20 protein-coding genes and 1 pseudogene are annotated in these 19,510 nt (G+C 69.5%); 3 read left to right on the top strand and 18 right to left on the bottom strand.

Annotated elements, in window-relative coordinates:
• Nucleotides 1-343 precede the first annotated feature (343 nt).
• Nucleotides 344-1,078 carry a (2Fe-2S)-binding protein gene (locus VJT49_RS25810; protein WP_324167512.1) on the top strand — a complete coding sequence of 245 codons (735 nt, stop codon included), beginning with the start codon at nt 344-346 and terminating at the stop codon, nt 1,076-1,078.
• Between the two features lie 3 nt (nt 1,079-1,081).
• On the opposite strand, the gene VJT49_RS25805 is transcribed toward VJT49_RS25810, so the two are convergent.
• The 3 genes from VJT49_RS25805 to lysS form a co-directional block, all read right to left on the bottom strand.
• Entirely contained in the window at nt 1,082-1,672 is a 591-nt protein-coding gene (locus VJT49_RS25805; protein WP_324167511.1) for a TIGR03086 family metal-binding protein, read from the bottom strand.
• Nucleotides 1,673-2,021: 349 nt separating this feature from the next.
• A complete protein-coding gene (locus VJT49_RS25800) occupies nt 2,022-2,372 on the bottom strand; it encodes an Lsr2 family protein (protein WP_324167510.1) in 351 nt (116 codons plus the stop codon).
• 113 nt (nt 2,373-2,485) lie between these two features.
• Nucleotides 2,486-3,997 (bottom strand): lysine--tRNA ligase, encoded by a 1,512-nt coding sequence (gene lysS, locus VJT49_RS25795; RefSeq protein WP_324167509.1) that lies wholly within the window; start codon nt 3,995-3,997, stop codon nt 2,486-2,488.
• Nucleotides 3,998-4,115: 118 nt separating this feature from the next.
• On the opposite strand from lysS, the gene VJT49_RS25790 reads away from it, so the two are divergent.
• Nucleotides 4,116-4,874, top strand: coding sequence for a class I SAM-dependent methyltransferase (locus VJT49_RS25790; protein WP_324167508.1), 759 nt, complete (start codon nt 4,116-4,118; stop codon nt 4,872-4,874).
• Between the two features lie 3 nt (nt 4,875-4,877).
• Here the strand turns inward: VJT49_RS25790 and VJT49_RS25785 are convergent, their stop codons facing one another.
• The 7 genes from VJT49_RS25785 to VJT49_RS25755 all read right to left on the bottom strand — a co-directional run bounded on the left by VJT49_RS25785 (nt 4,878) and on the right by VJT49_RS25755 (nt 11,544).
• Nucleotides 4,878-5,645, bottom strand: coding sequence for a type III pantothenate kinase (locus tag VJT49_RS25785; protein ID WP_324167507.1), 768 nt, complete (start codon nt 5,643-5,645; stop codon nt 4,878-4,880).
• 6 nt (nt 5,646-5,651) lie between these two features.
• Nucleotides 5,652-6,149, bottom strand: coding sequence for an aspartate 1-decarboxylase (panD, locus tag VJT49_RS25780; protein ID WP_324167506.1), 498 nt, complete (start codon nt 6,147-6,149; stop codon nt 5,652-5,654).
• 4 nt (nt 6,150-6,153) lie between these two features.
• Nucleotides 6,154-7,038: a pantoate--beta-alanine ligase gene (panC, locus tag VJT49_RS25775; RefSeq protein ID WP_324167505.1), complete on the bottom strand. Its 885-nt coding sequence runs from the start codon at nt 7,036-7,038 to the stop codon at nt 6,154-6,156.
• On the bottom strand, nt 7,035-7,922 hold the full coding sequence (locus tag VJT49_RS25770; RefSeq protein ID WP_324167568.1) for a Rossmann-like and DUF2520 domain-containing protein: 888 nt from the start codon (nt 7,920-7,922) through the stop codon (nt 7,035-7,037). Before VJT49_RS25770 ends, panC begins: the two co-directional genes overlap by 4 nt.
• A gap of 114 nt (nt 7,923-8,036) precedes the next feature.
• Nucleotides 8,037-9,170 carry a PrsW family intramembrane metalloprotease gene (locus VJT49_RS25765; RefSeq protein ID WP_324167504.1) on the bottom strand — a complete coding sequence of 378 codons (1,134 nt, stop codon included), beginning with the start codon at nt 9,168-9,170 and terminating at the stop codon, nt 8,037-8,039.
• Nucleotides 9,171-9,300: 130 nt separating this feature from the next.
• Nucleotides 9,301-11,013, bottom strand: coding sequence for a DUF6779 domain-containing protein (locus VJT49_RS25760; RefSeq protein WP_324167503.1), 1,713 nt, complete (start codon nt 11,011-11,013; stop codon nt 9,301-9,303).
• Between the two features lie 69 nt (nt 11,014-11,082).
• Nucleotides 11,083-11,544 carry a DUF3180 domain-containing protein gene (locus VJT49_RS25755; RefSeq protein ID WP_324167502.1) on the bottom strand — a complete coding sequence of 154 codons (462 nt, stop codon included), beginning with the start codon at nt 11,542-11,544 and terminating at the stop codon, nt 11,083-11,085.
• A 51-nt stretch (nt 11,545-11,595) separates the two neighbouring features.
• On the opposite strand from VJT49_RS25755, the gene VJT49_RS25750 reads away from it, so the two are divergent.
• Complete coding sequence (locus tag VJT49_RS25750; protein WP_324167501.1) at nt 11,596-12,528, top strand: MerR family transcriptional regulator; 933 nt, start codon at nt 11,596-11,598, stop codon at nt 12,526-12,528.
• Here VJT49_RS25750 and folK read toward each other — a convergent pair.
• The 8 genes and pseudogenes from folK to VJT49_RS25710 all read right to left on the bottom strand — a co-directional run.
• Nucleotides 12,517-13,008 (bottom strand): 2-amino-4-hydroxy-6-hydroxymethyldihydropteridine diphosphokinase, encoded by a 492-nt coding sequence (folK, locus tag VJT49_RS25745; RefSeq protein WP_324167500.1) that lies wholly within the window; start codon nt 13,006-13,008, stop codon nt 12,517-12,519. The two genes, VJT49_RS25750 and folK, sit on opposite strands and share 12 nt — an antisense overlap.
• Before the next feature lie 64 nt (nt 13,009-13,072).
• Nucleotides 13,073-13,432, bottom strand: a complete 360-nt coding sequence (gene folB, locus VJT49_RS25740; RefSeq protein WP_324167499.1) for a dihydroneopterin aldolase — start codon at nt 13,430-13,432, stop codon at nt 13,073-13,075.
• Nucleotides 13,425-14,225 carry a dihydropteroate synthase gene (folP, locus tag VJT49_RS25735; RefSeq protein ID WP_324167567.1) on the bottom strand — a complete coding sequence of 267 codons (801 nt, stop codon included), beginning with the start codon at nt 14,223-14,225 and terminating at the stop codon, nt 13,425-13,427. The genes folB and folP overlap by 8 nt, the downstream gene beginning before the upstream one ends.
• Nucleotides 14,226-14,260: 35 nt before the next feature.
• The gene (folE, locus tag VJT49_RS25730) at nt 14,261-14,845 is read right to left on the bottom strand and encodes a GTP cyclohydrolase I FolE (protein ID WP_324167498.1); all 585 of its coding nucleotides are present in this window, start codon (nt 14,843-14,845) and stop codon (nt 14,261-14,263) included.
• A gap of 58 nt (nt 14,846-14,903) precedes the next feature.
• Nucleotides 14,904-17,222, bottom strand: a complete 2,319-nt coding sequence (gene ftsH, locus VJT49_RS25725) for an ATP-dependent zinc metalloprotease FtsH (RefSeq protein WP_324167497.1) — start codon at nt 17,220-17,222, stop codon at nt 14,904-14,906.
• A 167-nt stretch (nt 17,223-17,389) separates the two neighbouring features.
• On the bottom strand, nt 17,390-18,220 hold the full coding sequence (locus tag VJT49_RS25720; RefSeq protein WP_324167496.1) for an ESX secretion-associated protein EspG: 831 nt from the start codon (nt 18,218-18,220) through the stop codon (nt 17,390-17,392).
• Entirely contained in the window at nt 18,214-19,008 is a 795-nt protein-coding gene (locus VJT49_RS25715; protein ID WP_324167495.1) for an ESX secretion-associated protein EspG, read from the bottom strand. The genes VJT49_RS25720 and VJT49_RS25715 overlap by 7 nt, the downstream gene beginning before the upstream one ends.
• An 87-nt stretch (nt 19,009-19,095) precedes the next feature.
• Nucleotides 19,096-19,510 (bottom strand): annotated as a pseudogene (locus VJT49_RS25710) (hypothetical protein); the annotation flags it as partial.

Below are 19,510 nucleotides of genomic sequence, written 5' to 3'. Positions count from 1 at the left end.
CGCGGGCGGATTCAGCACCGTAGGTCCACTGTAGTAGCCAACCGGTCGCACCGGAGGACCACCGGGACTGATTCGGTCACAGAAGTCGACTCTGCCGGCTCTCGCCGGTCTCACGTCTTCGCTGGTAGCTGACTTCCTGTCCAACGTAGTGGTGCCCCAGTGGATTCCGTCGCGGCCCCTTGTCCGCTCAGCGCGAACACAACCTGGTTACCCCCATGGCGCGATGACGAAAACCCGGTAAGGTAAGGCAGACCTAACCACCCGGGTGGAGCAAGGGAGGCCCGCGATTTGCACCGCGCGCCACGCTCGGACCTCCGGCGGGCTGGAGCATTCCATCCTGCGGGTGGCGGGCCTTCAGAACCGCTGTGAGTTGCGCCACGGACTGCCGCGATCCTGGCAGCGGTGCGCCGATCTGCTCGCGGATCCGGCCGGTTTCGAGCGCTGGCGGAAGCTCCTCGGGGGCTGGCTGCGGGAACGCTTCGGCGAAGCACCGCTTCAGACGACCGCCGGCTACGTGATGTCGTGGTACCTGTACGTGCCGTCCTACGCGGGCTCGCTGCTGCTACACCACGAGCGCCGGGTTCCGTCGCTACGCCCGGGCGAGCTCGCCTTCTCCCTGGGCGCCGGCCGGCCGCATCCGGACGGGATAGCGGTACTGGGCAAGGACTTCTACTGCCTGCCCGGCGATCCCGGCTCGGGCCGCCCGGAAGCCACCGTGGTCGCCGGCGAACGGGCGCTGGCCGCCGTGTTCCGCGCCCGCTACCTCGCCCACGCCGCCCAGTTCGTCCGCGCCTACGCCCCGATCAGCAGGCTGGGCAGGCGAATGCTGTGGGCCGCGGCCACGGACGCGCTCGACAACTCGTTGTGGTGGGCAGGGCGGCAGGGCGGCGACGAGGGTGCGGGCGTCGTTGACGCGGCCCTGGTCCTCGACGCCCGGTACAAACCGCTTACCTCCGCCTCCACCCTCCGCCTCGACGAGGGGCGCCGCTGGCATCGCCGCCGCGAAAGCTGTTGCTTCTCCTACCTGCTTCCGGGCGAATCCGAATGCGAGGAATGTCCCCGCATTCACCCTAGGTGACGTTCACCACATAGGGTCACGGCCGAGGTGGCCGAGCACACGGTCCAGCGCTGGGGCGGTCTCGGGGACGAACACCTCGGGGCCGAAAATCCCCATCTCGCGCCCCAGGGCGGCCATCGACGGCACGGAGGCACGAAGTGCCTCCGTGCCGTCGATGGCCGCCTCGTCACACGTGAACGGACGCCCGAGCGCCCTCGCGAGATCCCACCCGTGCACGACCCATTCCGTGAGGACCATCTCGGCGACCATCGACGCGGGCAACTCCCCGCCCCCCATGCTGGTCGTTCCTTCGAAGGCACCCGGCTGAGCCGACGCGTCGAGCAGTCCGTCCACCTGCTTCTCGAACCGCACGGCCCAGTTCCCGGTGACGAGGTCCACATCCCGCTCACCACCCTCGACCGCCGGGGCCGGGTGTTTCCGGATCGCCGCCTCCAGCCACGGTCCCCAGTACAAGAGGTGGTTGAGCAGCGCGCGCACGTCGTACTCCTCGCACGGGGTCTTGGCCCCGAGCAGCGCGGGCTCGACGGAACGGACGATGTCGGTGAATACGCTCGCGGCACCGGCGAGCATCCTCTGTTCGATCACGGAACCCATTCAGCCCGATGGTCCCGGGGATGTCTTGAACAAAGACGACTCCGCCGCCGAACAGCGTTCTGTGCACAAATGTGCCGCCCCGCTCAGCGAGAGCCGGCCGCCGGGCGGGATTGTGGAAACGATTACCCGGCATCCCGGAATCACTCCTGGGTCGCCCAAATGGGCGATCCGGGCCATGCCTGGATCAGCCCGGTGCCCACTTCCGCCGTGATTTCGCCACGCTCATTGACATGCGGCCGGGTAGGTATCACGACAAGAACTTTGTTCAAGAATGATGGCGCGGCACCGGGTTAGCAGAAGGGCCGCCGGGAGCAATCCGGCGGCCCTTCCACTGCGGCGAGCGGGTCGTTCAGTTCTTCTTGTGGTAGGCCTCCACGACCTCGGACGGGATACGACCGCGGTCGGAAACCTGGAAACCGTTCTTGCGAGCCCAGGCGCGGATCGCCTGGTTCTGCTCGCGGTCCACCGAAGCCGGACGCGCGACGGCGGCCTTGGCCGAGGGGCGGCCCGCCGCGCGCTTACGGCCGCCGGCACGGCGCGCGTGCTCGACATACTGCGCGAGCGCGTCACGCAGCTCCTCGGCATTTTCGCTGGAGAGATCGATCTGGTAGTTGATGCCGTCCAAACCGAACTCGACGGTCTCGTCCGCCTCCGAACCGTCGATGTCGTCGACGAGGGAGACCAGGACCTTCTGTGCCATCAGTTTCCTCCTGTTTAACGCCAGTCAGAATGTTCGCTTAGGGGCTGGTGCCCCCTCAGAAGCCATTGACTACGACATTAATACCCGGAATCACGGCGCAGTGCAAATCCTGGTTAATGCGGTCGCACCAGCGGGAAGAGGATCGTCTCGCGGATACCCAGCCCGGTGAGCGCCATGAGCAAGCGATCCATCCCCATTCCGACCCCGCCGGAAGGGGGCATTCCGTACTCCAGGGCCCGGAGGAAATCTTCATCCAGCCGCATGGCTTCGCTATCTCCGGCCGCGGCCAAACTCGCCTGCTCGGCGAGCCTATCCCGCTCGACGACCGGGTCGACCAGCTCGGAGTAACCGGTGGCCAGCTCGAATCCCCGAACGTAGAGGTCCCACTTCTCGGCGACGCCGGGCCGGCTGCGGTGCTGCCGGGTCAATGGCGAGGTCTCGACCGGGAAATCACGCACGAATGTCGGTTCGTGCAGGTGGTCACCGACGAGGTGTTCCCACAGTTCTTCCACGAGCTTGCCGTGCCCGAGTTTCGGATCCACCTCCAGGTCACGTGCCTGGGCGAAGGAGCGCAGCTTCTCCACCGAGGTCTCCGGGGTGACCTCCTCGCCGAGCGCGTCCGACAGCGACCCGTACATCGTGATGGCCGGCCATTCACCCGATAGGTCATAGGGCGTCCCGTCCGCGAGGAGGACTTCGGTGCCGCCGCACACCGCCTGGGCGGCCTCCTGGATCAGCTCCCTGGTCATGACCGCGTTGGTGTCGTATGTGGCATACGCCTCGTAGAACTCCAACATGGCGAATTCCGGCGAATGCGTCGAGTCGCTGCCCTCGTTACGGAAGTTGCGGTTGATCTCGAAGACCTTCTCGATCCCGCCGACCACGCAGCGCTTGAGGTAGAGCTCCGGCGCGATACGGAGATAGAGGTCGATGTCGAAGGCATTGGAGTGGGTGACGAACGGCCGGGCCGCGGCGCCGCCGTGCAGCGTCTGCAACATCGGGGTTTCCACCTCGGTGAATCCGCGACGGTGGAATGAGTCCCGTAGTGAACGCATCACGGTGGCCCGGGTGCGCACCACGTCCCGCGCCTTCGGGCGCAGGATGAGATCGACGTAACGTTGCCGGACCCGGGTTTCCTCGGCCAGTTCCCGGTGCGCGACCGGCAGCGGCCGGAGTGCTTTCGCGGTGATCTGCCAACGGTCGGCCAGCACGGAAAGCTCGCCCCGCCGGGAGGTGATCACCTCGCCATGCACGAAAACGTGGTCACCCAGATCGACGTCGGTTTTCCAGGCGGCGAGCGACTCCGCGCCGGCACCGGCCAGGCTGATCATCGCCTGCAACTCGGTACCGTCACCTTCGCGCAGGGTGGCGAAACAGAGTTTGCCGGTGTTACGCAGGAACATCACGCGGCCGGTCACCCCGACGATCTCACCGGTGGCGACGTCGACTCCCAGGTCGGAATGCGCGGCGCGGACCTCGGCGAGGCTATGCGTCCGCGGCACCTCGACCGGATACGGTTCCCCACCCTCGGCGATAATCCGGTCACGCTTGGCCCGGCGGACCCGCATCTGTTCTGGCAGGTCGTCGTCGGGCATGCGGCGCTCGGGAGCCGGGGAATCGGTCATGCGCCTAGGGTACGAAGCCGCCGATTCGCTAGGCCAACCGGATTACCTTTGCGTCGGCGGCCGGGCGGCGGCGCGGCGCCGGCCGACGCGAAAAGGTCGGCGAAAATAGGATTGACGCGTGATCGAACCCACGTCCGAGCGCAAACTGTGGTCACGCCGATCGCGGTCTTTCGGCTCCGAAGCCGCCGCCTACGCCAAGCACCGGCCCGACTACCCGCTCGCTGCCCTGCGCTGGGGCCTGCCCTCCGGCTCGCGGCACGTCCTCGACCTCGGGGCGGGGACGGGCAAGCTCACCGGCGGACTGCTCTCGCTCGGCCTGCGCGTGACCGCGGTCGAGCCGGACCCGGGCATGCGCGCCGAGTTGACCCGCCACTATCCGGAGGTACCGGCGCTCGACGGAGTCGCCGAACGAATCCCACTGGCTGGTGCCGAGGTGGACTCCGTGCTGGTCGGCCAGGCGTTCCACTGGTTCGACGTGGAAGAGGCGCTGACCGAGATCGCGCGCGTGCTCAAGCCGGGCGGCAGCGTGGTGGCGCTGTGGAACCACGACGACGACTCGGTGCCGTGGGTGGCCGCCTTCGCCGAGTTGACGCGCACGAGCGTGAGCCGGGGCTGGTCGTCGTCGGAATCCTTACTGCCCGAGCACGACGAATTCGGGCCGTTCGAACGGGAACGGTTCAAGCACGGCCACGCGCGCACCGCGCAAACCCTGGTCGACACCGTCGCCACGCATTCGCACCTGCTCGTCGCCTCGGACGAGGAGCGGGCCGCCACCCTGGAACGGCTCCACGATTTCCTCTCGTCGACGCCGGAGACCGCTTCGGGTGAATTCGTCTACCCCCTGGTCACCACGGCCCTGCGCGCCACTCGCCGCTGAATTTCAGCGCTGCTGGCGTTCGAAGGCCAGCCGCAGGCCCAGCAGGGTCAGGTCGGGGACGTGTTCGGTGATGGTCTCGGATTCACCGATCACCAGTGGGGCGAGCCCGCCGGTCGCGAGCACGGCGACCGGCCCGTCATCGGTCAGCTCCCGAACGATCCGCCGGACCAGGCCGTCCACCTGCCCGGCAAAACCGTAGAGAATCCCCGACTGCAGGCATTCCACGGTGTTCTTGCCGATCACCGAGCGGGGGCGGACCAGTTCCACCTTGCGCAGCGCAGCCGCCCGCGTGGCCAGCGCGTCGACCGAAATGTCGATACCGGGTGCGAATGCGCCGCCCAGGAACTCGCCTCGCGCGGAGATCGCGTCCACGTTGGTCGAGGTTCCGAAGTCCACCACGACGCAGGCCGTCCGGTGCAGGTGATGGGCGGCGAGCGTGTTCACCAGCCGGTCGCCGCCGACCTCCCTCGGGTTGTCCACCAGCAGCGGCACCCCGGTGCGCAGCCCGGGCTCGACCACCACCTTGGGCACCCGGGGGTAGTACCGGCTCAGCATCACCCGCAACTCGCGCATCACCGCGGGCACGGTGGACAGCGCGCTGATCCCGGTCACGGCGGAGGCACGCTCGCCCAGCAGCCCGCGCATGGTGAGCGCCAGTTCGTCGGAGGTCATCTGGGCGTCGGTTCGCATCCGCCAGTCCCCGACCAGTTCGGTGCCGGAATACAGGCCGAGCACGATGTTGGTGTTGCCGACGTCGATCGCCAGGAGCAAGGAGGACTAACTTTCCGCGTGGAGCAGCGCGTCCAGGCGGGCGGCGTCCACCGTTTCGGCCATCGGGAAGGCCATTTCGCCATCCTGTGGTCCGGCCAGGACCGAGCCGCCGATCAGGCCGGAGCCCTCCGGCGCGGCGGCGGCGTCGGCACCGGTGTGCGCGATGCGGTTGTCGCTGTCCACGAAGACGATCCGCGGCTGGTAGGCGGCGGCCTCGGCGGACTCCATCTGCGCGTAGGAGATCAGGATGACCAGGTCACCGGGATGCACCAGGTGCGCGGCCGCACCGTTGATGCCGAGCACTCCGCTGTCCCGCTCGCCGCGGATCACGTAGGTCTCCAGCCGAGCCCCGTTCGTGACGTCCACAATGGACACCAGTTCGCCCGGGAGCAGGTCCGCGGCCTCCATCAGCGTCTCGTCCACCGTGACCGACCCGACGTAGTGCAGGTTCGCCTGGGTGACGGTCCCGCGATGGACCTTCGACTTCAGCATCGTGCGTAACATTCGTTTACCTCTCTTCCCCTGCTGCGCCGAGCAGAACCGGCGCGTTGTCGATCAGCCGGGTACTCCCCACCCGGGCGGCGATCAACAAGCGCGCCTCTCCATCGACGGGCGCGGGACCGAGATCGGTTCCGCGCAGCTCGAGATAGTCCACCGCGACTTCCGGCCGCGAGGCGAGGGTTTCCCGCGCCGCGGCCAGGACCGCCCGCCCACCCCGCCGGCCCGCGTGCGCCCCCGCGGTCAGCGCGGCGGACAGCACCACCGCGTCGGCCCGCTGCGACTCGGACAGGTAGACATTGCGTGAGGACAAGGCGAGCCCGTCCGGCTCGCGAACCGTCGGCACCCCGATCACTTTCGCCGGGATATCGAGGTCCCGCACCATCCGCCGGATCAGCACCAGCTGCTGGTAATCCTTTTCCCCAAAAAGGGCGTAGTCCGGTCGCACGATGTTCAGCAGCTTCGAAACCACCGTGAGCACCCCGGTGAAATGCCCCGGCCGCGCCGCGCCCTCCAACTCGTCGCCGAGCGGTCCAGGATGCACCGTCACCGCGTGGTCTCCGGCGTAGAGATCGCCGGCCTTGGGCACGAACGCGATCTCGGCACCGGCCTCGGTGAGCGTTTCGAGATCACGGTCGAGCGGCCGCGGATAGGCCTCGAAGTCCTCGCCCTCGCCGAACTGGAGGGGATTGACGAAGATCGAGGCGGCGACGACGGTGTTCGGCAGCCGCTTGGCCCGGCGCAGCAGCTCGCGATGCCCGGCGTGCAGCGCACCCATGGTGGGCACCAGCGCGACCTTCCTCCCGACCGAGCGCAGCGCAACGGTGACCCGGCTGACGTCGTCGGGTGTCTGGAAGGTGTTCAGCTGCCCGCGGGTGAATTTCGGTGTCGTCACTGGTTTCCCTCAAGCAGTTCGGTTATCTCGGCGGCGGCGCCGGCGTCGAGCAGACCCGCGGTGGTGGCCCTCGCGACGGTGCGTTCCGCCATTGTCGAGTAGCACGGTTCCACGTCCGGAGCCCGCTCCGTCAATACGGCCAGGTGGCGGCGGACCGTGCCGGCGTCGCCGCGCACCACGGGTCCGGTGAGCGCCCGGTCTCCGTGCCGGAGCGCGTTGTCCAGCGCGGCGGAGAGCAACGGCCCGAGCATTCGTTCCGCGTGCGCGATGCCCGAGCCACGAAGAAGCTCGACGCAGTCGTTGACGAGCGTGACGAGGTGGTTCGCACCGTGCGCGAGCGCCGCGTGATACAGCGGGCGCGCCGTTTCCGGAATACGGACCGGTTCGCCCCCCATCTCCATGGTCAGGGCCTCGCCGACATGCCAGGCGGCCTCGTCCTCGGCCGCGGCGGTGACCCCCACGCTGCACGCCGCCATCCGTTGCAGATCCTCCTCGCGCCCGGTGAAGGTCATCACCGGATGCAGCGCCAGCGGTAGCGCGCCCGCTTCGGCGGCCGGTCCGAGCACGTCCAAGCCGTGCGCGCCGGACGTGTGGATCACGATCTGGCCGGTGCGCCACGACCCGGTGGCGGCCAGCCCGCGGACAAGTCCGGCCAGCGCGTCATCGGGAACCGCGAGCAACACGAGATCGGCGGCCGCGACCACCTCGTCGGGCGGTTGCAACGGGACGCCGGGCAGCAGCCGCTCGGCACGCTCGCGCGACTCCTTGGAGATCCCGGAAGCCGCCACGACGGTGTGCCCGGCCCGCCAGAGAGCGGCGCCCAGCACACTGCCCACCCGGCCCGCGGAGACCACTCCGATGGCGAGCCGCGCTGGTCGGGTCACACCCATGTGAAACTCCTCGGCTCGTTCCAGTCTCGCTCTTCGGTTCGCGAGTACCGGACGACGGCGCGAGGGTAGCTCGCGGCCGGAGGACTCGCGTGGCCGAGGTGACCAGCTTCACCCGACGTGGTCGCGGTTTCCGCCCGCGAGCCTGACCGCCTCCGCCCGGGACGCACGGAGCGCGACCAGCAGCTCGCTTTCCCGTTCGGCGCGGTCAGCGCTTCCGTTGCGGCGCTTGAGGAAGGCCAACGCGGTCACGCTGCCCTGGTACGCGGCGACCGCCTTGGCCGCGGGCCTGCCGGACTGCCGGCGGGCCTGACGGCGCCACAGCCGACGGCCGCCGAGGCTGGACAACAACTCGACCTCGGAGGGGGCGATCCAGCGGGCCTTGACCATCGCGGGCAGCGCCGCGGTGATGATGCGCTGTTCCCGTCGCCGATGCAGCAACACCAGCAGCGCTACGGCGATGAACATCGGCACCATGATCAGGAAGTACACGGTGATGAAGGTTTTCCCACCGCCGAGAGTGGCGGAGCCGTTCCACAGCGCGTGCAACAGAACCGCGGTGAGATAGCCGCCGATCGGGGCGAGCACCTTCGCGAGCCGGCTGGTCGCCCGCGCCGCCAGGCCGAAGCCGACCCCGGTCAGGGCGGCGAACAACGGGTGCGTGAACGGCGAGAGCACCCCCCGCAGCACGAACGCGGCCACCACCCCGTTGCTCGTGCTGCCCCCGAATCCGTATTCGGCGAAGGCGCGGCCGAAGTAGTAGATGTTTTCGGTGAAGGCGAATCCCGCCGCGGTGAAACCCGCGTAGACGATTCCGTCGATGATCCCGTCGAACTCCTCCGACCGGCGGAGGAACACGGCGAGTACGAACGAGCCCTTCGCGGCCTCCTCCACCAGCGGGGCGGAGACCAGTGCACTGATCTTGCCGCCGTTGCCGCGACCGAGCAGCATGTCGCCGACCGCCTCGGCGGTGTTGTTGATCAGCAGGGCGAGGATCGCGGCGATACACGCTCCGTAGACGAACGCGAGCCGCAGCAGCTTCGCCGGTTCCGGCTCCCACCGGTCGATCCAGAGAAACACCGCCACGACCGCGGCGACCGGCACCAGCGCGGCGGCCATCCCGATGACCACCGCGAGAGGACCGACGCGGACCGTGGCCAGGGCGAGCAGGGTCAGCCCGCAGATCGCGACCACGATGAGGCCGAGTACGGGCAGCAGTACGGTGATCCTGCGCGGTGCCGTCACGCCCCGGAACTCTACGGTGACTCTTCCTGACTGGCTGTGTCATATGCCGCACAGTGCTCTCTCGGGCTTTCTGGGCCCCAGACCCCTCGGCTCTCTGTGGGCGCGCCCCCGGACACCCTCACAGCACCGGTCAATCCTCCGCCCGTCGACGGCGCCGTGGCGTGGCGCTCGTGCCGTGCGCGGCCAGTAGTTCGCTGACGGAAAGGCCCGCGGAATGTGAGCCGCCCTCGCCGGTTTCCTCCGGTGCGGCGCGGCGCCCGTTCGGCGCGCTCGACGAGTTGGACACCGGCTCGATCTCGGGCCGCGACAATCCCGACCGCCTCGGCGCGGGCTCCATCTCAGGGCGAGACAAACCGGCACGCCGCGCGGGCTCCATCTCCGGCCGCGACAGCCCCGCCCGCCTCGGCGCGGGCTCCGGGGTGGACACCGGTTCCATCTCCGGCCGCGAAAGTCCAGCGCGCCGCCGGCCGGTCTCGGCCGGAGCGGGCTGCCTCCACGACGGTGGTTCGCCCTCCGACCGGCGCCTGCGGCCGCTTTCGGCCGCTGAGGCGGCGGGCGCGGCCGGCGGCGTGTCCTCCACGGCGCGGCGACGGCGGCCGCCCGATCGCCCCTCCTGCGCGAGTCGCCGCGCCTCTTCCGGCAGGGTGGGGTTGCTCATCGACGGCTCTTCCCGGCGAGGCGGCTCCGCCAGCTTCTCCGGTATCCGCCTGGTCAGTGGCGCCGTCTTGTTGCGCTCGGGCACCTCGGCCTCGCGTTTTTCCGTCGATCTGGCCACCGCCCGGCGCGGCGGCTCGGCGGGTGGCCGCGGTGGGACCTGGGTGTCGTCCGAAGGGTCCCTGTCCGGAGAAGCCGCGGGCTGGCCGGCGCCCCGCTTCTCCCACGACGCCGCCCAGTCCGCGTCGACCGGCTTTGCCAGCTGTGTCGGCTGCTCGACGGGGTTCGGCTTGGCTGGCTCCTTCACCGGGTTCAGCGGGTTCAGTGCGGGACGGCTGCGCTCAGCACGTGACCGGCCGAAAGCCGGACGGGTCAGTTCGGTCGCCTCGGGCTTGGGTGGTTCGGCCTTCCGCCTCGGCGGCGGCGGCGGGGGCGTGGCCCGCGCCTGAAAGGTGGCCTTCGCGGCCCGCGCCTCGGCCGCGGCCTTCGCGAGACTGGCCGCCGGGCCGGCACCCAGGTTCTCCCGCGCGGCAAGCGGTTCCCCGTTGGCGACCCGGCGGACAGGCACTTCGGACCGCCGCGGCTCCGGCCGGGCCTGCTTCTCCCTGACCCGCTCGATCAGGTCGGTGGGCCGGTCCGCCCCGTCCGCTTCCTTCCCGGCGGTGAGCGCGGGACGGTTCGGCGCGCTCTTGCCGGCCGGCCGCGACTCGACGAGCCGCTGCTCCTCGTGCAGCGCCCGCATCCGCGTAGCCTGTGCGGTGAGCTGGAGGCGTTCGAGGAGCACTTCGCCGCTGAACAACGATTGAAGATTGTCGCGGAGCGCGCCGACCTCGGCCCGCAACGCGTCGAGTTCGGCCCGGGAATCGGTTTCCGCGCGCTGCCGGGCCTCGGCCTCGATCTCGAGCTCGAACTCGCGGCGGGCCGCGATTTCCCGTTCCAACTCGAGCTCGTAAACCTCCTGGGCCTGCGCGACCGCATCGTCCGTGCTCACCGCCTGCCTGCGGTATCGCACCGCGAAAAAGGCGCCGACCAGCGCGGCCCAGAGCGCGGCGACGATCCCCAGTCTCAGGTAGCGGATGTCCTGAGCCAGCACGAGGGCGATCGTGGCCACCACGGCGAGGGCCAAACCGACCATCAACCACGGCCTGCCCCCGGAGCGGCCGCGCGAGTCGTCACCCACGCCAGTCATGACCAACACCGTACCCGCTAGTTATCCGAAAGATATCCAGTCGGTACTTCGAGCGGTCACTTCCCGGCGTTAACCGGTCGTCTGATTATCGCGATCCTGGTCACCCTGGTCCGGTGTGCGGCAGCAGTACTCCAGCCACAAGGCGGCAGCGAGGAGTACCACCGAGCTACCGGTTCCGACCACCCCGCTGCGCACGTCGCCGACCGCCGCGGCGAGCTCGCCCACCCTCGGGGCCAGCGCCGCGAGCACGCCGAGCCATACGCCGAGCATCAACGCGCCCAGCAATGACGAGGCCTTCGCCAGCGCCACCGCACGGGCCACGCCGATCGCGCCGGTGAGCCGTCCGTCCCGGATGCGGGACCGGATGGGGATCGCCAGTGCGATCTCGATCACCGCGAGCACGATGAGGGTCACCCCGGCGAAAGTCGGCAGCCGCGGGAGCGAGCCGTACGCGAGCTTGAACGTGAGATAGGAGGGCACCAGGCCGATCAGCCCGGCGACCACCAGTTCGCGGGGCCGGGTGAAATGCATACCGCCACCGTAGCTGCCACGCTTGACTCTCCAGTGGCTGGAGGGTTGAGCATGGCTTTCGTGGGCAGGACGTTCACCATCGGGGAACTGGCGCGGCGCACCGGGCTACCGGTCAAGACCATCCGGTTCTACTCCGACGAGGGTCTGCTCCCGCCCACCGACCGCACGCATTCCGGGTACCGGCTCTACGACGTCCGGGCCATGGCGCGGCTCGAGCTGATCAAGACCCTGCGCGAGCTGGGCCTCGGCCTCGGCGACGTGGCGCAGGTCTTGACCAAAGAGGTGACCGTGCCGCAACTCGCGGCACGGCACGTCGAGGCGCTCGACGAGCAGATCCGCCGGTTGCGGCTGCGCCGGGCGGTGTTGCGGGCGGTCGTGAAACGGGAATCCGAACTGGAGGAAGTGAGACTGATGAACAAGCTGGCTTCGATGTCGGACGACGAACGGGCACGGTTGCTCGACGAGTTCTGGGCGGAGATGACCGAGGGGCTCAGCGTCGACTCGGAGTTCTATGGGCGAATGCGGTCCGCGAAACCCCGCTTGCCCGACGATCCGACTCCCGAGCAGCTGGAAGCGTGGGTCGAGTTCGCGGAGCTGATCTCCGATCCGGACTTCCGGGCGCTGATCCGCGGCATGAGCGAGCGGCATTCAGCGGCCGTGAAAGCCGGCGAAAACGTCTCCGCTGTTCCGCGGGACCAGTGGTTCGGCTTGCTCGGCCGGGCGCAGGAACACCTGGACGGCGGTCTCTCGCCCGATTCGGCCGAGGGCCGGGCGCTCGCCGACGAGGTCGCCAGGGCTTCGGCCCCGCCGGACCGTGACGCCGACGATGCCGCCTTCCGCGTGGAGCTCGCGGACAAAATCGCAGCCGGTGGCGACGCCCGGGCCGAACGCTACTGGCAGCTGCTCGCGATCATGAACGGATGGCCACCCATCCCGACCTCCATGCCCGCGGTGTCCTGGATGCTCTCCGCGCTACGCGCGTAAGTCGCCAACGCGGCGGACGCCTTCGCGGTCGGCCTCGGGCAGGGCGGCCAGCAACTCCCGGATCGGCCCGTGCCCGGGAAGTTCGGCGTCCGGTTCGATTTCCAGCCAGGGGATGAGCACGCTGGCGCGGTCGGGCGTGCCGGGATGCGGGAGCAGCAGTTCCGGATCGTCCGACCGCACGCCGTCGACCGTGACCACGTCGACGTCCAGGGTGCGCGGGCCCCAGCGGCGCTCGCGCACCCGCCCGGCCGCCCGTTCCAGCTCCTGACCGGCCCGGAGCCACGCCCGGTGGTCCCGGGCCGGATCGTCCACAATGCACACCGCGTTGAGGAAGTCCGGCTGGTCCGTCACTCCCCACGGCTTGGTCTCGTAAACGCTGGAGACCGCGACGACCGCGGGCCCGAACTCCTTGATCACGGACTTCAGGAACGCGAGCCGGTCGCCGAGATTCGAGCCAAGGGAAAGCACCGCCCGGCTCACGCTGTTCCTTCCGCCAGGTTGCGCGCCTTCTGGTCGCCCTGACCGCCGCGAGCTGGTATGGAGCTCATCTCTTGCGGCCCACGGTCACCGCGACATCGTCGAAGGTGAGCGGGATCGGGGCGGAGGGTTTGTGCACGGTCACTTCCACGCCGCTCACCCGCGAGTCCTTGAGCACCTCGTCGGCGATCCTGCCCGCCACGCTTTCGATCAGGTCGTAGGGCTCGCCACCGACAATGGCAGCGGCCAGTTCGGCGAGTTCGCCGTAGTGCAGGGTCTGCCGAAGATCGTCGGTGGCCGCGGCGGCCGTCAGGTCGAGCCAAACGGTGAGATCGACGACGAACTCCTGCCCATCCCGCTTCTCGTGTCCGAAAACCCCGTGCCGGCCGAACACCCGCAGGCCCGTCAAGGTGATCCGATCACTCATGACCGCGCTGCCAAGCCGCGACAACGGAAACTGCGTCAAGCGAGGCGCCGACGGAATGGACCCGCACGCCCCAGGCACCGTTCGCCGCGGCCAGAGTGGAGATCGCCGCCGTGGCGTCTTCCCGGCCGGACGGCGGTCGCGGCTCGCCGTTCGCGTCGGCCAGCAGGCGGCCGAGAAAACGCTTTCTCGACGCCCCCACCAGTACCGGGAATCCCAGCGCCACCAGCGAATCCAGCCGGTGCAGCAACGCCCAGTCGTGCTCGGCCCGCTTCGCGAACCCCAACCCGGGGTCGATCACGATGTTCTCCGGAGCCACCCCGGCGGCCAGCGCCGCGCCCACCCGCGCGGCCAACTCCGCGCGCACCTCCGCCACCACGTCCGAGTAGGTGGCCAGCGCGTTCATGTCCTTGCTGTGGCCGCGCCAGTGCATCAGCACCCACGGCGCCCCGCTACCCGCCGCGACCTTCGCCATACCGGGATCGGCCAGCCCGCCCGACACGTCGTTGATGATCCGCGCGCCCGCGTCCAGCGCCGCCTCGGCGACCGCGGCGCGGGTGGTGTCCACGGACAGCGTGATGCCGTCGGCGGCCAGCGTCCTGATCACCGGGAGCACCCGGGCGATCTCGATCTCCGCGTCCACTCTGGACGCGCCGGGGCGGGTGGACTCCCCACCCACGTCGATGATGTCGGCGCCGCGCGCCCACAGCGCATGCGCGTGTTCGAGCGCCGAGTCCAGGCCGAGGTAACGGCCGCCGTCGGAGAACGAGTCCGGCGTGACGTTCAGAACGCCCATCACCACACAGCGTCCCGGCGACGGAAGTGCGCTGCTCACCGGCGGCCCATGATCAGATCGAGCGCTTCGGCGCGCGAGGAGGCCGACGTCTGCAACAGGCCACGGACCGCCGAGGTCGTGGTGCGGGCGCCGGGCTTCCGGATCCCGCGCATCGCCATGCACAGGTGCTCCGCTTCGATCACCACGATCACCCCGCGCGGATTCAGTTTGCGATAAAGCGCTTCCGCGATCTGTGAGGTCAGCCGCTCCTGCACCTGCGGCCGCTTCGCGTACAGATCCACCAACCGCGCCAGCTTCGACAACCCGGTGACCTTGCCGTCGGCATTCGGGATGTAACCGACGTGCGCGACGCCATGGAACGGCACCAGATGATGTTCGCACGTCGAGTACATCGGGATGTCGGTGACCAGCACGAGTTCCTCGTGCGCCTCGTCGAAAGTGCGGTCCAGGACCGTGTCGGGCTCCGTGTAGAGACCCGAGAACATCTCCCGATAGGTGTGCGCGACCCGGGCCGGCGTCTCCCGGAGACCTTCGCGATCCGGATCCTCACCGCACGCCAGCAACAGTTCCCGCACCGCGTTCTCCGCACGGGCCCGGTCAAACGGAGGACGTCGCGGCACCCGCCAGGGTGCCGCGACGCCGTGCTGCGACTTTGCCTGTTCAAGAGGTGTCAGGTCACTACCGTCGATCTTGACCGTCCTGCTCGTCCGAATCCCGGCGGGGCTGGCCGCTCTCGCCGGGAGTTTGGCGCCATTCGTCGGAAGGCCGCCAGCCCTGCTGACCACCGGGCTGCGTCGCCGGCTTCCACCCCGGAGGCGCACCGTAGTTCGGCGGGCCGGACTGCTGACCACCGTTGTACGGCTGCGGCCACTGACCCGTGCCGTTGGGGCCGTACGGCCGGCCACCGTTGGGCGGGTATCCGCCGCCGGGCGGGGCGTACGGATTGGCGGGCGGCTCGGGCTGGCCGTAGGGCGCGCCACCGGGCAGATCCGAACCACCGGGCGCGGTACCCACCGGGGTTGGCGCCGGACGCGGCACCGGCTTCTCCTCCTGCGGCGGCGGCCACGGCTCGCCACGCTCCATCGCCAACTCGGCCGGCGTCTTGATCGGCGGCTTGTCCGACGGCGTGCGCTCGCCGAACTCGTTGAACACCGTGATGTGCGGCCGCTTCTCCACCGTGGCGAAGATCCGCTCCAGGTCCTTGCGCTGCAGGGTCTCCTTCTCCAGCAGCTCGAAGACCAGGTCGTCGAGCACGTCACGGTAGGTGTTGAGCACCTCCCACGCCTCGGTGTGCGCGGTCTCGATCAGCTTGCGGACCTCTTCGTCGATCTCGTGCGCCACTTCCAGCGAGTAGTCCGGCTGACGGCCCGCCGACCGCCCGAGGAACGGGTCGCCCTGGTCCTGGCCGTACTTCACCGCGCCCAGCCGCGCGCTCATGCCGTACTCGGTCACCATCGCCTTGGCGATCTTGGTGGCCTGCTCGATGTCCGAGGACGCACCGGTGGTCGGCTCGTGGAAGACCAGTTCCTCGGCGGTGCGTCCGCCCAGCGCGAACACCAGCCGGGCGATCATTTCCGAGCGCGTCATCAACTGCTTGTCGTCCTCGGGCACCACCAGCGCGTGCCCGCCGGTCCGCCCCCGCGGCAGAATGGTCAGCTTGTACACCGGCTCCAGGTCCGGCATCGCCCACGCGGCCAGCGCGTGCCCGCCCTCGTGGTAGGCGGTGATCTTCTTCTCCTTCTCGGAGATGATCCGGCTCTTGCGGGCCGGGCCGCCGATCACCCGGTCCACCGACTCCTCGAGCGCGGCGTCGTCGATGACGTGGCCGTTCTGGCGTGCGGTCAGCAACGCGGCCTCGTTGATCACGTTGGCGAGGTCGGCACCGGACATGCCCACGGTGCGCTTGGCCAGCGCGTCCAGGTCCACGTTCTGGGCCAGCGGCTTGCCCTTGGAGTGCACCTGCAGGATCGCGCGGCGGCCGCGCAGATCGGGCGCGGACACCGGGATCTGCCGGTCGAACCGGCCGGGGCGCAGCAGCGCCGGGTCGAGGATGTCGGGCCGGTTGGTGGCGGCGATCAGGATGATCCCGCCCCGCGAGTCGAACCCGTCCATCTCCACCAGCAACTGGTTCAGCGTCTGCTCACGCTCGTCGTGCCCGCCCCCGAGGCCGGCGCCACGCTGACGGCCCACCGCGTCGATCTCGTCGACGAAGATGATGCACGGCGCGTTCTGCTTGGCCTGCTCGAACAGGTCACGCACCCGGGAGGCACCGACACCGACGAACATCTCCACGAAGTCCGAACCGGAGATCGTGTAGAACGGCACCGCCGCCTCGCCGGCCACCGCGCGGGCCAGCAGCGTCTTACCGGTGCCGGGCGGGCCGTAGAGCAGCACACCCTTCGGGATCTTGGCGCCCAGCGCCTGGTAGCGAGCCGGGTTCTGCAGGAAGTCCTTGATCTCGTAGAGCTCTTCGACCGCCTCGTCCGCGCCCGCCACGTCGGCGAACGTCGTCTTCGGCATGTCCTTGGACAGCTGCTTCGCCTTCGACTTGCCGAAGTTGAGCACGCGGTTGCCGCCGCCCTGGGCGTTGTTCATCATCCACATCAGCAGCAACAGCAGCAGGCCCAGCGGGATCAGGTAGATCAGCACCGACTGGAACCAGGTCTGCTGGGTCACCGTGGTGCTGAACTTGATGTTCTTGCTGACCAAGCTCTCGTAGATGGGCCCGGTGGCGTCCGCGGGGTACGGCGTGATGACCTGGTCGACCTGCTGGCCGTCCACGTCGACCTTGTTGTTGAGCGACAGCTTGAGCTGCTGCTCCTTGTCCTCGAGGTTCGCCTCCTTCACGTTGCCCGTGTTGATCTGGGCAATCGCCTGGGAAGTGGGGACCTGGGTATAGCCGCGGTTGCTGTCGAAGATGGTGCTGAACGCGAAATAGAGCAGCAGAACCGCGACGATCCACAGCAGTGGGTTCTTGAGCAGGCGCTTCCGGTCCATATCCTCGGCCGTGCTGGCCTTGACCCTCCCTGGTTAGGCGGTAGATGTAGCCATCCGCCGTCACGGTGTAGACAACAACTGGCGGTGTACGCGGACACCCGTCTAACCAGGGTACAGTCCGGTCGAGCTGGACACCTGCACGAGTCTCCGGCAGGTCAACGAACCGATCACGACCAGGGGTTCCCAGGCGATACGGTGGCCACCGTCTCCCCCAGTCGGCTGCGCAGGGTCTTGGCGTCCGCGGGTGCCACCGTCATCCACTCCCGACCGTCCGAACCGGCCCGCGACAAGCTCAGGTAGCGTCCGGTGGAGGTGTCGAACCAGGCCAGCACGGGCGAGCGCCGCTTGCCGCCGAGCTCGTTGCGGCTGTTCGCGGCAAGCTGACCGCCCCGCAGCCGCGGCTGCCCGGTCAACCGGGCGTAGACATCACGCTGATCGGTGACCCGCTCCGAGAGCGAGTTCCGGCGTCGCCTGCCCGGTTCGGCCGTCGCGTCCGCCGACACCCGCTCGCGGTTCGGCGGGATGCGCAGCGCCTCGTCGAGCGGGAGTGTGACGGATGCCTCGGTTCCGCGACTACCCGGAGGCAGCAGGTCGATCACCGCCGACACGAGCCCTTCGGCGAACGCCGGGCGGATCCAGACGCCGTCGGCGTCCCGGACGGCGACCACGCCGTTGGTGCCGTCGGCGGCGGCGAGGATCCCGACCGGCGGCTTCCGGAAGTCTGGGATGTGCAGGGCGTCGATGGTGATCGACCCCCTGGACAGCAGCGTGAACCACTCCTCCACGTGGGGGAGCAGGTGGCCGGAGGCCTCACGCAGACCCCGTGCCCTGAGTTCGACGTTGGCCCGCTGCCGCAGCGTGGCGCGCTCGTCCTCGGTGACGCCGTGCGACCGCACGCGCAACGGGTACGGCAGTTCGCCGAGGCCCGCCGCCTCCCACAGGAAATCGAAGGTCAGCGGTGTGAAGAACTCGGCGCGGTCGGTGTCCGGCCTCACCACGCTCCTCCTGGTGCCAGCGCGCCCGCCACACCGGAAAGCATCTCGCCGAGCCGGTGCCGCAGTGTCGCCGCGTCGGCCGGGGCGACGGTGACCCAGTCCCGGCCGTCGTGACCACGGCTGGCCTGCGTGATGTACCGCCCGGTCTCGGTGTCGAACCAGCTCAGCACCGGTGACCGGGACTTACCGCCCATCCGGTTCCGCGCGTTGGCCCCGATCTGACCGCCCCTCAGCCTCGGCTGGGCTTGCAGCCGCGACAGCGCCTTGCGGTCGTCGTCGGCACTCGACCGGCCACCGGGATGACGGTCCAGGAAGTCCGCCCCGCCCCCGGCCACGAGCTGGTCCAGCGGGACCGTGATCGACTTCTCGGTGCCGCGTGGCGCGGCCGGGAACAACGAGATGATCGCGCTGGCCAAGCCGTCCGGCGGCACGGGCTGGAGGTGGAAGCCACGCTCGTCCTGCACGGTGAGCAGGCCTTGCCCGCCGAGCGCGGCCGCGACGGCGAGCAACGGGTTGGCACCCCCGGGCGCGGCCAGGTGCACCGAATCCAGGCTCATCTCGAAACCGGCCAGCACCTCGAAGAAGTTCTCGATGTGCGGCTCCGGCCGACCGCGACCGTCCACGACACCCCGCTGCGCGAGTTCGGCGAACACCTGGTTGCGCAGCCGGGCACGCTCGTCGATGGTCGCTCCGTGGGACCGCACCTTGAGCGGGTACGGCAGTTCCCCCGCGCCGAACGACTCCCACAGAAAGTCCAGCTCCGGCGGAGTAAGCAGCTCCGCTCGTGTCATCTGGTTCTCCTCATGCTCGCGGGCCCGCGCGAGTCACCCGGCCGACCGGCCGCGTCCCGGCCGCAGCGGGCCGGGACGTGGAGCCCGTCAGTCCTCGTCGTCTCCCCACGCGCCGATCACCGGCGGCGCGGTCGACACATTCGCCCCGAACGCCTCGTCCGGGTCGGCCTCGATGAGGAACGAAGCGCGGTTGTGCTCCTTGTCCTCCTCCTGCTGGGCACCGGCGCCCATCCCGCCCATCCCGGTAGGGGGCGGAGTCGCCTGCTGGGCGCCAATCGTGCCGCCGGAGTTCATCAGGCCCTGATTCTGCACGGGGCCGTGCGCCTGCTGCTCGGCGTGCTCGGTGGCTGCGGCGCCGGTCGCGTCGGCGGCCTCCCGCTCCTTCTTGGCGCCGGACCGGTTGCCCCGGCCCAGCAGCGCCTTGCCCGCCACGGCACCAAGGCCCACACCGGCGACGCCGAGTCCGACGCCCATCGCGGCGGCCCCGGCCCCACCACCGCCG

It is taken from the genome of Amycolatopsis sp. (assembly GCF_035276945.1).
GTDB lineage: Bacteria > Actinomycetota > Actinomycetes > Mycobacteriales > Pseudonocardiaceae > Amycolatopsis_E.
The sequence above is the reverse complement of the archived record's forward strand: the minus strand, read 5'-3'. Positions and strand labels throughout refer to the sequence as shown.